We start from the raw sequence: 14,859 nt of genomic DNA on the forward strand, positions 1-14,859 counted from the left end.
TATATGGGTTGCAGATTTTAGGCCATCAGGCCCAACTGATAATTTTAAAGTAGAGAAACAAGAATATGATACAGCTTCTGAACACTATCCATCATCATCACCATATGCGGTAGCCTTCGGAAGCTCACTGCCGAAGGACTCATTCCTTTTGGCGGTTGATTCAAAACATCAAAAACCCCTGGAAGGAATTCCAGGGGTTTTTTGGTTTTAGTTTAACGAATTGTTTTATATAAATTTTTGAATCAACTTAAAGGAAGTATCCATGTCAGAGTCAAACAGATTAAGAATTGCTATCCAAAAATCAGGTCGCTTATCAAAAGAGTCTCTTAAATTACTTAAGAGCTGTGGTGTGAAGTTCAATATCAATGAGCAACGCCTTATTGCCCACTCTGACAACATGCCTATCGATCTGCTTCGCGTCCGTGATGATGATATTCCTGGCCTTGTAATGGACGGTGTTGTCGACTTAGGTTTTATTGGTGAGAACGTATTGGAAGAGGAGCAGATTGAACGCCAATCATTAGGTAAGCCATCTGAGTGTCTTAAACTGCGTGAACTTGATTTCGGCGCATGTCGTTTATCACTTGCTGTACCTAACGAGTTTAATTACCAAGATGCCAGCTCGCTAGAAGGACTGCGCATTGCTACCTCATACCCAAATATTCTACGTCGTTATATGCAGCAAAAAGGCATTAGCTACAACGACTGTATGTTAAAAGGCTCTGTAGAAGTGGCTCCAAGAGCTGGACTGTCTGATGCCATTTGCGATTTAGTATCGACCGGCGCCACACTCGAAGCTAATGGCCTGTACGAAACAGAGGTTATATACCAATCTACCGCTTGCCTTATCCAATCAACCAATAGCCAGCCAGATGACAAGCAAGCGCTTATTAACAAAATCCTGTCTCGCATCAACGGCGTCGTTCGCGCTAAAGAAAGTAAATACATTTTGTTACACGCTCCAACTGAAACACTAGAGCAAATTGTTGCGTTACTTCCAGGCGCTGAAAACCCAACGGTATTACCACTTAATGATGATACCAACCGCGTTGCAATCCACGCCGTCAGCACCGAAGACTTGTTCTGGGACACCATGGAACAACTCACCCAGCTAGGTGCAAGTTCAATTCTTGTTATGCCTATTGAAAAAATGATGGGGTAAGTTGATGGACATTCTCAATTGGCAAACATTAACAACAGCGGCTAAGCAAGACGCGCTGGCAAGATCGCCGCTCATCGGCGACTCAAACCTTGAGCAAACTGTTGCTAACATTATCGATGCGGTAGTGACTGATGGCGACAGTGCTTTGCGCAGTTTTGCCAAGCAGTTTGACGGCGTTAATATCGATAACCTTAAGCTGTCAAAAGCGCAAATAGCGCAAGCTTGCCAAGCAGTACCGGCGGAGCTGAAACAAGCGATAGCTCAAGCTCAAGCTAATATCGATAGCTTTCACCAAGCGCAGGTATCAAGCCCTGTTGATGTAGAAACCCAAAAAGGTATTCGCTGCGAGCTAAGAAGTGAGCCAATTGAGAGAGTCGGCCTCTATATACCTGGCGGCACCGCGCCGCTAATCTCGACCGTTTTAATGTTGGCACTACCCGCCAAAATCGCTGGCTGTAACAAACGCGTTTTAGTCAGCCCTCCGCCAATCAATGACGCTATCGTCTATGCAGCAGATGCTTGTGGCATTACAGAGATCTATCAAGTTGGCGGCGCACAAGCCATTGCCGCCCTTGCCTTTGGCACTGATTCGGTGCCTCAAGTTGATAAAATATTCGGCCCAGGTAACCGCTTTGTCACCGAAGCTAAACGTGCAGTTAGCCAAGATAGTCGAGCAACCGTCAGTATCGATATGCCAGCAGGTCCTTCTGAGGTGTTAGTCATTGCCGATGCAAAAGCCAACGCCAGCTTTGTGGCCGCAGACCTGTTATCTCAAGCCGAGCACGGACCTGACTCACAAGTAATGTTAGTGACAGACTCTATCGAATTGGCCAATAAGGTTAATCAAGCATTAGCGCAGCAACTGTCCGAGCTTTCACGCTCAGACGTTGCCACAACAGCACTAAGCTGCAGCCGAACTCTGCTGGTCAATGATATGACTGAAGCTGCACAGGTCTCTAACCTTTATGGACCTGAGCACCTGATTATCCAGACCGAGCAGCCAAGGGCAGTATTAGCTAATATTCGCGCTGCTGGCTCTGTATTTTTAGGCGCGTACACTCCTGAATCTGTTGGAGATTATGCCAGCGGAACCAACCACGTATTGCCGACATATGGCTACAGCAAAACCGTGTCAAGTTTGTCGCTAGCAGACTTTAGTCGTCGCTTTACCGTACAAGAGTTAACCGCGGATGGACTAGCTTCCATAGGCAATGCAGTGATGACTCTGGCAGCAGCAGAGCAACTCGATGCTCATAAAAATGCAGTGGCGCTGCGTCTTGCATCACTTAATATCGCTAAAAATGACGCTTCGGAGGCATGATGACTAAGATAAACACGCTTGCACAGCGTTTAGCTAGGCCAGAACTTCTAGATTTGGAAGTCTATCAATCTGCAAGGCGTATTGGCGGCCAAGGTGATATTTGGATAAATGCTAATGAATCACCATTTAATAACACAGCTTTAGTGGGCGTCAACCGTTACCCAGAATGCCAACCACCAGCATTAATCGATGCTTATAGCCGTTATAGCAAGGTACCAAGTCAGTGTATCTTGACCGGTCGCGGCGCTGATGAAGCGATTGAAATCCTCATACGTACATTTTGCAATCCAGGTATAGATGCCATCACCACTTTTGGCCCCACTTACGGCATGTATGCCATTAGTGCCAAAACGGCCAATGTTGCAGTTAATGCCTTACAATTGACTGATAATTTTCAACTACCGACGGATTATACGGCGCAGATTGATAAAGGATTAAGCAGTAAGATCATGTTCATCTGCAATCCGAATAACCCAACGGGAAGTGTGATTTCAAGAGATGTACTTATTGAGGTTGTCGACAATAATCCCAATCAACTGGTGGTTGTCGATGAAGCTTATATCGAATTTAGCCCTGAGTATTCGGTGGCTGATTTAGTCGCAAGTAAAAGCAATTTGGTGGTGCTGCGCACCCTTTCAAAAGCATTTGCACTCGCTGGCGCTCGCTGCGGATTTTTATTGGCAAACCCTGATATTATCGATATGTGTATGCGAGTCATCGCTCCCTACCCTGTACCACTGCCGGTTAGTGAACTTGCAGTACAAGCGCTTAGCCCCGATGGATTAGCAACCATGCAAAACCAGGTAGCGGAGATGAATCTGCAAGGTCAGCGATTAGCACAAGCATTGCAAACCTTTGGCGCCAAAGTAGTACAAGCCCACGGTAATTACGTTTTGGCAGAGTTTAATGACAAGCCAACTGTTCAACAAAAGCTAACTCAAGCAGGCGTAATAGCGCGAAGTTATAACGACAAACGCTTAGCAAACTGTATTCGTTTTAGCTTTTCCAATCAGGCGCAAACCGACTACTTAATTAACCTTTTTTCGGCGCCGAATTAATAAGAATAATCATGACTTGGCGAGATAGTTAAAGCCGAGTCTAAAAAATTAAAAATCTGAAAGGTATTATCGCTATGAAACAGAAAATTCTCTTTATTGACCGTGACGGCACCATTATCGAAGAGCCAGTGACCGATAAACAGGTTGATACGCTAGCTAAATTGGTATTTGAGCCCAATGTCATTCCAGCACTATTGAAACTACAAACTGCGGGTTACCGTTTAGTGATGGTCAGTAATCAAGATGGATTAGGCACTCCCTCTTTTCCAAAAGATGACTTTGATGCGCCACAAGATATGATGATGCAAATATTGAGTAGCCAAGGGGTTAAATTTGATGATGTCCTTATCTGTCCTCACTTTGATGACGAGAACTGCAGTTGCCGCAAACCGAAGCTAGGACTGGTAAAAGAGTACTTAACCACTGGTCGTATCGATTTCACCCAATCAGCTGTTATCGGCGACCGTGAAACGGATATGGGACTTGCTGACTCAATGGGCATTCAAGGACTTCAATACAACCCACAAAGCCTGACTTGGAATGACATTGCCGAAAAACTGCTCAGCAAAAATCGTGTGGCTACCGTCGTGCGCACCACTAAAGAGACCGACATTAAAGTCACCATCGACCTCGACTCAGGGGTTAAAGGCTCAATCAATACTGGCATTGGTTTTTTTGACCACATGCTAGAGCAGATTTCGACCCACGGTAATTTTAAGATGGACGTGAACGTGGATGGCGATTTAGAGATTGATGACCACCACAGCGTTGAAGATACCGCTCTTGCTATAGGTGATGCACTGCGTCAAGCATTAGGCGATAAACGCGGTATTGCGCGCTTTGGTAATGCCTTTGAGCAAGCAATTCCAATGGATGAAGCCAGCGCCGAGTGTTTACTCGATCTATCAGGCCGTCCATTCATTAAATTCTCAGCGGAATTTGAACGTGAGATGGTCGGCGCGATGGCCACCGAAATGGTGCCACACTTCTTCCGTTCATTCTCTGATGGGCTTCGCTGTACTTTGCACCTTAAAACTTTAGGCGATAACGATCACCATAAAGTAGAGAGCTTGTTTAAAGTACTGGGTCGCACGCTACGTCAAGCGGTCGCCATAGAAGGTGATGCGTTGCCATCGAGTAAAGGTGTGCTATGAGTCAGCTAGCTAGCAATAAGTTAACAAGCGAAGGCACAGTCGAAGGCACAACGGTGATTATCGACACCGGCTGTGCCAACTTAAGTTCAGTTCGCTATGCATTTGAGCGCTTGTTATCTGCTGATGAGCGTAAAAACCTCAGTGTTACCGATGACATTGCAGCAATTAAAGCTGCCACTCGCGTGGTGTTACCCGGTGTTGGCACCGCAGGCGCTGCCATGGCATCACTGCGAAACAAACAATTAGTGGAAGTGATTAAATCACTAACACAACCGGTACTCGGTGTCTGTTTAGGCATGCAAATGTTAACGCGCTTATCGAAAGAACGCGGCGCGACAACTGAGGACTGTTTGTGTCTTGGGCTGATCCCAACCGATATCGAAGAGCTAGATAGCAAAGGCTTACCCTTGCCACATATGGGCTGGAATCAAATTACTCCCTCTAGCCACCCCATTTTTGACGGGATCAGCAAAGGCGATTATGTGTATTTTGTCCATAGCTATCGAGCGCCAATCGCTGAATTTACAATCGCCACCGCCGAGCATGGTGAGCAGTTTAGCGCAGCGATTGCCAAAGACAATTTTATCGGCTTGCAGTTTCACCCAGAAAAAAGTGCATCGGTTGGCGCAAGAATGTTGAAAAATTTCCTCAACATGTCGACAGGCACTTTTAATCAAATCAACAATTCAAATCAGTGTGAGGCGTAAAGATGATAATACCTGCAATTGATCTTATAGAAGGTCAAGTCGTTCGTCTTTACCAAGGCGATTACAATCAAAAAACAACGTTTGATTTAAGTCCGTTGGCGCAGCTACTAAGCTACCAAGAACAAGGTGCAGACTTGCTGCACATTGTTGACTTAACGGGTGCAAAAGACCCGATGAAGCGCCAAACACAGCTTATAGCCAGCTTAGTGCAAGGGCTCGACACGCCTATTCAAGTAGGCGGTGGAGTGAGAACGGAGGCACAGCTAAGTGAATTACTGGAGATAGGTGTTAGCCGTGTGGTGATTGGCTCTCTAGCCGTCAAAGAACCTGAGTTAGTCAAAAGCTGGTTTGTAAAATATGGCAGCGACGCGATTTGTTTAGCACTCGATGTCAATATTAACGAAACAGGCGAGAAAATAGTGGCGGTATCAGGTTGGCAGTCTGGTGGTGGTAAAACACTCGAATCATTAGTGGCTGAGTTTACAGAGGTCGGTTTAAAACACGCATTGGTAACCGATATTAGTCGAGACGGTACTCTGAAAGGCGCTAATAATGAACTTTATCAAGAGATAAGCACTGCATACCCAAAGATAAACTGGCAAGCCTCTGGTGGTATTGCGACTCTAGCAGATGTGCAAGCGGTAAAAGATAGCGGCGCGAATGGCATCATTATTGGCAAAGCACTGCTTATCAATCAGTTTACCGTTGAGGAGGCAATTACATGTTGGCCAAACGCATAGTCCCCTGCCTCGATGTAAAAGAGGGCAAAGTGGTTAAAGGCGTGCAGTTTCGTAACCATGAAATCGTCGGTGACATTGTGCCTCTGGCCGCTCGTTACGCGGATGAAGGTGCCGATGAACTGGTGTTTTATGACATCACCGCTAGCGCCCATGACCGGGTTATCGACAAGTCGTGGGTCAGTCGTGTGGCTGAGCGTATCGATATTCCATTTTGTGTCGCAGGTGGCATTCGCACCATCGAGCAAGCCCGTGAGAAGTTGGCCTTTGGCGCTGATAAGATATCAATTAACTCGCCAGCATTAACCGATCCTAGTTTAATTGAACGCTTACAAGACGAGTTTGGCCGCCAATGTATTGTTATCGGTATCGACTCTTACCACGACCACATCAGTGACAGCTATAAAGTAAAACAGTTTACTGGCGATGAGTCTGCAACCAAAGACACTCAATGGTTTACGCAAGATTGGGTAGAAGAGGTTCAAAAACGTGGCTGCGGTGAAATTGTACTCAACGTAATGAACCAAGACGGCGTACGTCAAGGTTATGATATTGAGCAATTATCAATGATTCGTTCTCTATGTGACGTGCCACTAATTGCTTCCGGCGGGGCTGGGACCATGGCGCATTTTAAAGATGTCTTTGCCCTAGCTAGAGTCGATGCTGCACTTGCTGCAAGTGTGTTCCACAAAGGCATTATCGATATCCAAGCGTTAAAGCGTTATCTGCGTGACAATCAAATCGCTGTGCGCGTTTAAACTAGCGACACATAAATACGTTCGAATTAAGGATGCAAAATGACAGCGCATTATCAAACAAATAAGCAAGACAGTGAATTATTGAGTCGATTAGACTGGGGCAAAACCGATGGTTTGATCCCCGCTATCGTACAGAACCACTTAACCGGTAAAGTACTGATGCTAGGTTATATGGACCAAGCAGCTCTAGAAAAGACGCTCACTACCGCTGTGGTCACTTTTTTTAGCCGCAGTAAACAGCGCTTATGGACTAAAGGCGAAACCTCCGGTAATACGCTTGATCTCGTCGCGATAGATATGGATTGTGACAACGATAGTCTATTGGTTCAGGTGCTACCTAATGGCCCAACTTGCCATAAAGGCACCGAGAGCTGCTGGACCGACGGTAAGGCCCATAGCTTCATTGATAATCTCAGTGCATTGATTGCTTCTCGCAAGGGGCAAGACCCGAAATCGAGCTACACTGCTTACTTGTTTGAACGTGGTACAAAACGTATCGCGCAAAAAGTCGGTGAAGAGGGACTTGAGACCGCGCTAGCAGCAGCAACAAACGACAAACCAGAACTCATTGATGAAGCTTCTGACCTTATCTATCACCTATTGGTATTATTAGAAGATCAGGAACTATCACTTGAAGAGGTCACTGCAAATCTGATGAAGCGACACAACGCTGCGAAATAAAACGACAGCCAGCTAACTGGTTAGCTATGTTTTGTGGCAGTCATCATGACAAGAGCAGAATATAATTAACCAGATTTAGTGATAGCACAGAAATATCTAAAAAGAGAAAACTAAAGCTAGCTTATATCCAATAATTACAGTTACATAACTATAAAAAATCATTATACTCTAACGCATTATCATCCCGACTCTATAGGTTAGCATTATCAAACCTTTGCGACTCACCATGCTACTTATAGGTTCATTATTTGCTCAGACAGTCTCTGCTGAGGAACTACACTATTTAATTATTGCCAAGCAAGCAGAACCCTTTCAGATAAATCATAACGCAGACGATACTTACAGCGGCGTAATCACCGATATTATTACCACTCTAGAACAAAAAAAAGCGTTAGAAGTCTCCCCACAAGTCATGCCGTTCAAACGATACCTTTATGAAATCAAGCAACAAACTTATCTAAACTGGATAAGCTATGGTTCACCAACATGGCGCTCTGCAGACGGTAATTGGACTCAAAACAAACGTCTTTCCAATCAATCATTGTTCAGTGCTGAACATATAATGGCCACGCTGAAAGACAACGATCAAATCACTGGATTTAACAATGGTCTATTAGGTAAAACCGTCATTTTACTGAAAGGGTTTCAATACTCCGGTTTAGAACCACTGATCGAGCAATATCAAATGAAAGTACTAAAGGTAAATAGTCATAGGAGCGCGTTGCTAGCACTCAAAAACTCAAGGGGCGACCTGTTTATCGAAATCAAGAGCCGAGTGCTATATAGCGTTAAACAACATCAGATAGACCCATCCTTATTTAAGTTTAGCAATATCAGCGATACGATCGCGCCGGTTGATATTCATTTTAGTTATGGAGACGGGGTAGCAAACGAGCTAATTGAATGGATCGACCTGCAGATCTTAATGATGAAAGCCAATGGCGAAATCACTAACATTTTAAACCGTTATCAGTAAAAAATAGCCAAGCTAGGCTGCTGATTTTCTTTTATTAAGAACACTGTTTTTATCTAGGCTAAAACAGCTATCACCATAGTGTTGCCAAATCTAACTTCTGATACAATCTGCGCCACTAAAATTAAGCTTCTCAATAATAAAAGTGTGCCCTATGAATCTTGCAGATAAAGTTTTAGTCGTAAATGACAATCTTCCCATTCGTACCGACAAACCAGTGCATTCTGGTAAAGTTCGCAGTGTTTACTGGTTAACCCCCGAAGACAGTGCTCGCTTAATCAAAGACAAAGGCTATGACGTTCCCGCTGACGCACCATTAGCAATAATGGTTATCAGTGATCGTATCTCTGCGTTTGATTGTGTGTGGCAAGGTGAGAACGGTTTAAATGGTGTTCCAGGTAAAGGAACTGCATTAAACGCAATTTCAAACCACTGGTTCAAACTATTTAAAGAAAAAGGCCTAGCTGATAGCCATATTCTTGATATACCACATCCTTTGGTATGGATAGTTCAGAAAGCCCGCCCAGTTATGATTGAGGCGATTGCACGTCAGTACATTACAGGTTCAATGTGGCGCGCATACAGCAAAGGTGAACGTGAATTTTGTGGCATTACCTTACCTGAAGGCTTAGAAAAAGATCAAAAACTGCCAGAGATCCTAATCACACCGTCAACCAAGGGTGTATTAACCGGTCTTGAAGGTGTGCCTGAAGCTGATGACGTGAACGTATCGCGCAGCGACATTGAGAGACACGTGGCAGGCTTTAATTTCAGCAATAAGACTGATATTGATTTATACGAGAAGTTGCTCTCAGAAGGCTTTGACGTGATTAGCGATGCCTTGGCTGAACAAGACCAAATCTTTGTTGATACCAAATTTGAATTTGGTTACGTCAATGATGCTGCAGGCAATGAAAAGCTTATCTATATGGATGAAGTGGGCACACCTGATAGCTCTCGTATTTGGGATGGTAGTTCTCATCGCGACGGCAAAATCATTGAGCAATCAAAAGAAGGTTTCAGACAGTGGTTGCTGAATCACTTCCCAGATGCGGATATTTTACTCAATAAGAACCGCATGGAAGAACGCTTTGCTTTAGCTAAAGACAATAAGCTACCAGAGTCAGTGATGATGGATATCTCAAATACTTATGTTGGTATTGCTGAGAAAGTGATTGGCAAGAAATTGCACATCAGTGAAAACCCTAAGCAGGAAATCATCGATATTTTACGCAGTGAATATCAACTGATCGTTTAACATTGCTCATTTGTTAGTAAAAAGCCGCAATGAATATTGCGGCTTTTTTAGTTTAGCTGATCCAGTTTCTTATTTATAGATTGACGCTTCGCCTTCAGGACGCGTTTTCAGCACTTTAAGGAACCACATATACTGTTCAGGATAGGCCAAAATGACCTGTTCTACTGCCTTGTTCAAGGCGATAGCTTCATTTTCTTTGCCCTGCATATCTTCAGGGGCGATAGCTGGCATCACTGTTAATTGATATTGGCGCTTCACTTGGTCATAACCGATTTTGACAGGCATCACTTGCGCATTTCCAGCTTGAGCCAGTCGACCAACCACTGGCAATGTCGCTTTAGTCGTGCCTAAAAAGGGGGCAAAAACACTTTTATCTGGCCCTAAATCCTCATCGGGTAGATAGAAAAAACTATTGTTTTGCTTAAGTTCGGCCAGCAATGCTCTAATTCCCGCTTCACGCATATAGATATTGCCACCTTGGGAGCTGCGCATACGGTTATTAAACCAATTAAACAGACCATTTTTATGCGCTTTCGCCATTGATACCATAGGCAAATCTAAGTTTAATCGTAGGCCTGCATATTCAATTCCCCAAACGTGAGGCATGATAAATATGACAGGTTGGCCAGCTGCTCTTGCCTGCTCTACATGTTCAAAGCCTGTTAGTTGTACTCTGCTGCGAATGTTCTGCCTAGACTTCACTAGCAGCTCTGATTGCGCCAATAATATCATCACAAAATTTTCAACGTTGTCGCGGATCAATGCCTCTATGTCAGCATTCGATTTATCAGGAAAACAAGTGGTCAAGTTAGCTCTGGCAACAGCGATAGGTTTAGCGGCAATCTTAAGCACTAATTTTGATAACTGACGAGCAATAGGATCTCTAAGCCACGCAGGCATAAGTCCAAACAGCACCAACACTAGAATAGCAAACCATGTCAGCCAATATTTTAGGTGTAATAACGATAGTGTAAAGCGACGGTCAAAATACTTCGGTTTTCTAGACAAGCGCAAACCTCTTTAGCAGATGAATAACAGAAAAAGCCACTCTATTGAGTGGCCTCTTCATCACGATGCTATTGCAATTACTTCTTTGCGTTAGCTTCTTCGACGCGACTTTTCAGCTTCTGTCCTGGACGAAATGTCACAACACGTCTCGCTGAAATAGGGATATCTTCTCCCGTCTTTGGGTTCCTTCCCGGTCTTTGATTCTTATCTCTCAGGTCAAAGTTGCCAAAGCCAGATAGCTTGACCTGCTCACCACTTTCAAGAGCTTGACGAATCTCTTCGAAAAACGTCTCTACCATCTCTTTCGCTACTCTCTTATTGATACCTAGCGTTTCAAAAAGATGTTCTGCCATTTCGGCTTTGGTAAGTGCCATACTTTTAGTCCCTCAACGATGCGTTGAACTCGTCTTTCAGAGCAGAAACCACTACATCAACCATCTCGGCGATCTCTTTCTCTTCAAGTGTACGAGCGTTGTCTTGTAATAAGAGTGCGATAGCAAGGCTCTTTTTGCCTTCCTCTACACCTTTACCTTGGTATACGTCGAACAAGTTTATGCCAACCAACTGATTTTCGCCAACTTTTCTTATCAATTTTACAACATCATCGGCAGCAACAGCCTCATCAACGACGATGGCAATGTCACGACGGTTAGCTGGAAACTTAGATACAGTCTGGGCTTGCGGTAATTCAGCATGTAGCAAAGCGTCTAATTCAAGCTCAAAAATAATTGTTTTGCCATTGAGGCCAAATGGCTTTTCAAGGGTCGGATGTACCGTACCTATGATACCAATTACACGATCATTTCTTAATATTTCAGCACATTGCCCCGGATGAAGCGCTGGATGAGATGCCACTCTAAAGCTAAATTCATTGTCTGCAACGGTTAATCCAATGACCGCTTCAAGATCACCTTTCAGATCGAAGAAATCAACAGTATTTGACTCCATTGACCAGTGCTCATCGTTCTGGTTACCGGCAATAACAGCTGATAACATTGGCTCTTGAGCAACACCTGAGTCTGCCGATTCGTTTGGCACAAAACGTAGACCTGTTTCAAACAATCTAACGCGGTTTTGCTGACGACTTTGGTTGTAACCTACAGCCGATAATAAACCGGTAAACATAGACAAACGCATTGCTGACATCTCAACCGAAATTGGATTCGGCAAGATCATTGCTTCAGCATCTGGGTGTATCAGGTTTTGCTGCTTAGGATCAACAAAGCTATAAGTTACCGCTTCTTGAAATCCACGTGCAACCAACATGCTACGAACACGCTTTAAGCTAATATCTGACTCATTGTGATCTGACATGCTTAACTGCGCTATTGGCGCAATATTTGGAATATTGTTGTAACCGTAAATACGGGCAACTTCTTCAATCAAGTCTTCTTCGATTGCCATATCAAAACGATAAGTCGCAGTTGTAACATTCCACTGCCCTTCAATCACTTCAACGGCAAAGCCAAGTCGTTCTAAGATTTCAGTCACATCGTTATCTTCGATATGGTGACCCAAAGTACGATCTAACTTACTGCGACGTAATACAATTTGTACTGGCTTTGGTAGGTTGTCTTCGGATTTAGCTTCAACAACTGGGCCCGCTTCACCACCACAGATATCAAGCACAAGGCGACTCGCGCGATCCATCACTTTATGTTGCAGTTCAGGGTCAACACCACGCTCGAAACGATGTGATGCATCAGTGTGCAGACCAATTTTTCGAGCTTTACCCAAAATAGCCAGTGGTGCGAAGAACGCACACTCGAGCATGATATTAGTCGTTTCAGTGGTCACGCCTGAATGTTCGCCACCAAATACGCCTGCTAGCGCCAGCGGTTTAACATTGTCAGCGATGATCAACATACCTTCTGGGATAGTGATTTCATTGCCATCAAGCAGTGTTAGTTTCTCTTCGCCATTAGGTTTGCGAACCTGAATACCACCTTCCAATTTCGCATTATCAAATGCGTGCATTGGCTGACCAAATTCAATCAGTACATAGTTGGTAATATCAACAATAGGGTCAATTGAACGAATACCACTACGGCGCAACTTCTCTTGCATCCAAAGTGGTGTTGCCGCTTTCACGTCAACATTCTTAATCACACGGCCCAAGTATCGTCCGCATTCTTTTTCAGCTTGTAGATCAATACTGACTTCATCACTGATCGTGGCAGTAACAGCTTCCCAAGAAGGCTCTGTCACTGTTTGGCGATTCAAAACACCCACTTCACGAGCAAGACCCGCCATACCAAGACAATCGGCACGGTTAGCAGTCAAATCAACATCAATGACAGCATCATCAAGGTCAAGATATTCACGCACATCTTGGCCAATTGGCGCGTCAGTCGGAAGCTCGATAATACCATCGCTTTCAATGTCGATACCTAGTTCACCGTATGAACAAAGCATACCGAATGATGGTTGGCCACGCAGCTTGGCTTTCTTTATTTTGAAATCGCCGGGTAGCACAGCGCCAACCATAGCAACAGCAACTTTAAGACCTAAACGGCAGTTTGGTGCGCCACAAACAATGTCGATTAGCTCATCACCACCAACATTTATTTTTGTTACACGTAGTTTGTCTGCATCAGGATGCTGACCACACTCAACAACCTCACCGACTACGACACCGCTAAAGTCAGCAGCGACAGTATCAATACCATCAACTTCTAAACCCGCCATGGTAATTTGATGTGCTAATTCTTCACGGTTAACACTTGGGTTAACCCACTCACGAAGCCAAGATTCGCTAAATTTCATGCTATACAGCTCCGTTTATTTAAATTGCTTAAGGAAGCGAAGATCATTTTCAAAGAAAGAACGTAAATCGTTAACGCCATAACGCAACATAGATAGACGTTCAACACCCATACCGAATGCAAAACCAGAGTACTTTTCAGGATCGATACCCACGCTACGCAGTACATTTGGGTGAACCATGCCGCAACCTAGTACTTCTAACCACTTGCCATTTTTACCCATTACGTCGACTTCAGCTGAAGGCTCAGTGAATGGGAAGTATGATGGGCGGAAGCGAACCTCAAGGTCCTCTTCAAAGAAATTGCGTAAGAAGTCATGCAATATGCCTTTAAGCTCTGCAAAGTTAACATTCTCAGCAACAAGCAAACCTTCGACTTGGTGGAACATTGGCGTATGCGTTTGGTCGTAGTCATTACGGTAAACACGGCCTGGAGAAATGATACGTAGCGGTGGCTTTTCATGCTCCATAGTACGGATCTGAACACCCGAGGTTTGGGTACGCAGCATCACTTTCGGATTGAAATAGAAAGTGTCGTGATCAGCACGTGCAGGATGATGTTCTGAGATGTTTAATGCATCGAAGTTATGAAAGTCATCTTCAATTTCAGGACCGTCTTTTACGGTAAAACCAAGCTCACCGAAGAAACTCTCGATACGCTCAATGGTACGAGTCACTGGGTGCAACCCACCATTTTCGATACGACGCCCAGGTAGGCTCACATCAATGCTTTCAGCTTTCAACTGCGCTTCAAGTTCTGCCGCTTTCAATCCATCGATGCGTATAGATAGCTGCTGTTGAACCGCTTGTTTCGCTTGGTTTACAGCTTGGCCGAAGGCCGGCTTCTCTTCAGGAGGCAGTTTCCCCATCATCTTCATCATGTCGGTAATTTTACCTTTTTTACCAAGGTAATCGACACGGAGGTCATCAAGCGCTTTCAAATCTGTAGCGTCTTTGATGGCGGCTAAGGCCTGTTCTACGATCTCTGTTAACTGTGACATCATCTCTTCCAGTGCATGTAGGACAAACCTACGAGTCTTCGGGCTTACATATTTTCTTAGGCGAAAATAGAAAAAGACACAAATTTTACGTGAGCGAACCCCATTTGACTAGGGTTAATTGCACCTTTTTACAAGCTAACTGCTTATTTTGTTTAGTCCTTGTTCAAGAACAATCAACTCGATGAGTCTTCGCCTGCAAAATATGTATCTTGAACGTTAAATTTTAAATGGTTATTCAACTATATGATATGTACTATCTCGCTAATCGGTAAAATAC

General features: G+C 44.2%; 14 protein-coding genes. 10 read left to right on the forward strand and 4 right to left on the reverse strand.

The annotated features are described in order from the left end of the window. The first annotated feature begins 262 nt into the window (after positions 1–262). The 10 genes from hisG to K5R16_RS18960 all read left to right on the forward strand — a co-directional run bounded on the left by hisG (position 263) and on the right by K5R16_RS18960 (position 9,809). The gene (gene hisG / locus K5R16_RS18915; RefSeq protein WP_220739536.1) at positions 263–1,162 is read left to right on the forward strand and encodes an ATP phosphoribosyltransferase; all 900 of its coding nucleotides are present in this window, start codon (positions 263–265) and stop codon (positions 1,160–1,162) included. A 4-nt stretch (positions 1,163–1,166) separates the two neighbouring features. Beyond that, positions 1,167–2,483: a histidinol dehydrogenase gene (gene hisD, locus K5R16_RS18920; RefSeq protein WP_220739537.1), complete on the forward strand. Its 1,317-nt coding sequence runs from the start codon at positions 1,167–1,169 to the stop codon at positions 2,481–2,483. Then, entirely contained in the window at positions 2,483–3,541 is a 1,059-nt protein-coding gene (hisC, locus tag K5R16_RS18925) for a histidinol-phosphate transaminase (RefSeq protein ID WP_220739538.1), read from the forward strand. Before hisD ends, hisC begins: the two co-directional genes overlap by 1 nt. A gap of 74 nt (positions 3,542–3,615) precedes the next feature. After that, complete coding sequence (gene hisB / locus K5R16_RS18930; protein ID WP_220739539.1) at positions 3,616–4,695, forward strand: bifunctional histidinol-phosphatase/imidazoleglycerol-phosphate dehydratase HisB; 1,080 nt, start codon at positions 3,616–3,618, stop codon at positions 4,693–4,695. After that, the gene (gene hisH / locus K5R16_RS18935) at positions 4,692–5,402 is read left to right on the forward strand and encodes an imidazole glycerol phosphate synthase subunit HisH (RefSeq protein ID WP_220739541.1); all 711 of its coding nucleotides are present in this window, start codon (positions 4,692–4,694) and stop codon (positions 5,400–5,402) included. The genes hisB and hisH overlap by 4 nt, the downstream gene beginning before the upstream one ends. 2 nt (positions 5,403–5,404) lie before the next feature. Then, entirely contained in the window at positions 5,405–6,142 is a 738-nt protein-coding gene (hisA, locus tag K5R16_RS18940; protein WP_220739543.1) for a 1-(5-phosphoribosyl)-5-[(5-phosphoribosylamino)methylideneamino]imidazole-4-carboxamide isomerase, read from the forward strand. Next, positions 6,124–6,897 (forward strand): imidazole glycerol phosphate synthase subunit HisF, encoded by a 774-nt coding sequence (hisF, locus tag K5R16_RS18945; protein WP_220739545.1) that lies wholly within the window; start codon positions 6,124–6,126, stop codon positions 6,895–6,897. Before hisA ends, hisF begins: the two co-directional genes overlap by 19 nt. 39 nt (positions 6,898–6,936) lie before the next feature. Then, on the forward strand, positions 6,937–7,578 hold the full coding sequence (hisIE, locus tag K5R16_RS18950) for a bifunctional phosphoribosyl-AMP cyclohydrolase/phosphoribosyl-ATP diphosphatase HisIE (RefSeq protein ID WP_220739547.1): 642 nt from the start codon (positions 6,937–6,939) through the stop codon (positions 7,576–7,578). A 226-nt stretch (positions 7,579–7,804) separates the two neighbouring features. Beyond that, positions 7,805–8,554, forward strand: coding sequence for an ABC transporter substrate-binding protein (locus tag K5R16_RS18955; protein WP_220739549.1), 750 nt, complete (start codon positions 7,805–7,807; stop codon positions 8,552–8,554). A gap of 151 nt (positions 8,555–8,705) precedes the next feature. Next, positions 8,706–9,809, forward strand: a complete 1,104-nt coding sequence (locus K5R16_RS18960) for a phosphoribosylaminoimidazolesuccinocarboxamide synthase (protein WP_220739551.1) — start codon at positions 8,706–8,708, stop codon at positions 9,807–9,809. Positions 9,810–9,878: 69 nt separating this feature from the next. Here K5R16_RS18960 and lpxM read toward each other — a convergent pair whose 3' ends face one another. The 4 genes from lpxM to pheS all read right to left on the reverse strand — a co-directional run bounded on the left by lpxM (position 9,879) and on the right by pheS (position 14,582). Further along, a complete protein-coding gene (gene lpxM / locus K5R16_RS18965; RefSeq protein ID WP_220739553.1) occupies positions 9,879–10,817 on the reverse strand; it encodes a lauroyl-Kdo(2)-lipid IV(A) myristoyltransferase in 939 nt (312 codons plus the stop codon). 77 nt (positions 10,818–10,894) lie between these two features. Further along, a complete protein-coding gene (gene ihfA, locus K5R16_RS18970) occupies positions 10,895–11,191 on the reverse strand; it encodes an integration host factor subunit alpha (RefSeq protein WP_012142935.1) in 297 nt (98 codons plus the stop codon). A gap of 4 nt (positions 11,192–11,195) precedes the next feature. Then, complete coding sequence (gene pheT / locus K5R16_RS18975; protein ID WP_220739555.1) at positions 11,196–13,583, reverse strand: phenylalanine--tRNA ligase subunit beta; 2,388 nt, start codon at positions 13,581–13,583, stop codon at positions 11,196–11,198. Positions 13,584–13,598: 15 nt separating this feature from the next. Beyond that, positions 13,599–14,582 (reverse strand): phenylalanine--tRNA ligase subunit alpha, encoded by a 984-nt coding sequence (pheS, locus tag K5R16_RS18980; RefSeq protein ID WP_044555921.1) that lies wholly within the window; start codon positions 14,580–14,582, stop codon positions 13,599–13,601. Positions 14,583–14,859 lie beyond the last annotated feature (277 nt).

It is taken from the genome of Shewanella sp. c952, assembly GCF_019654975.1.
Classification (GTDB): domain Bacteria; phylum Pseudomonadota; class Gammaproteobacteria; order Enterobacterales; family Shewanellaceae; genus Shewanella.

Excerpts from the sequence above, each read along its gene's own strand:
- K5R16_RS18960 (WP_220739551.1), top strand. The coding sequence starts at position 8,706 with ATGAATCTTGCAGATAAAGTTTTAGTCGTAAATGACAATCTTCCCATT.
- hisH (WP_220739541.1), top strand. The coding sequence starts at position 4,692 with ATGAGTCAGCTAGCTAGCAATAAGTTAACAAGCGAAGGCACAGTCGAA.
- hisG (WP_220739536.1), top strand. The coding sequence starts at position 263 with ATGTCAGAGTCAAACAGATTAAGAATTGCTATCCAAAAATCAGGTCGC.
- hisD (WP_220739537.1), top strand. The coding sequence starts at position 1,167 with ATGGACATTCTCAATTGGCAAACATTAACAACAGCGGCTAAGCAAGAC.
- hisF (WP_220739545.1), top strand. The coding sequence starts at position 6,124 with ATGTTGGCCAAACGCATAGTCCCCTGCCTCGATGTAAAAGAGGGCAAA.
- K5R16_RS18955 (WP_220739549.1), top strand. The coding sequence starts at position 7,805 with ATGCTACTTATAGGTTCATTATTTGCTCAGACAGTCTCTGCTGAGGAA.
- hisIE (WP_220739547.1), top strand. The coding sequence starts at position 6,937 with ATGACAGCGCATTATCAAACAAATAAGCAAGACAGTGAATTATTGAGT.
- pheS (WP_044555921.1), bottom strand. The coding sequence starts at position 14,582 with ATGTCACAGTTAACAGAGATCGTAGAACAGGCCTTAGCCGCCATCAAA.
- hisB (WP_220739539.1), top strand. The coding sequence starts at position 3,616 with ATGAAACAGAAAATTCTCTTTATTGACCGTGACGGCACCATTATCGAA.
- hisA (WP_220739543.1), top strand. The coding sequence starts at position 5,405 with ATGATAATACCTGCAATTGATCTTATAGAAGGTCAAGTCGTTCGTCTT.
- pheT (WP_220739555.1), bottom strand. The coding sequence starts at position 13,583 with ATGAAATTTAGCGAATCTTGGCTTCGTGAGTGGGTTAACCCAAGTGTT.
- hisC (WP_220739538.1), top strand. The coding sequence starts at position 2,483 with ATGACTAAGATAAACACGCTTGCACAGCGTTTAGCTAGGCCAGAACTT.
- ihfA (WP_012142935.1), bottom strand. The coding sequence starts at position 11,191 with ATGGCACTTACCAAAGCCGAAATGGCAGAACATCTTTTTGAAACGCTA.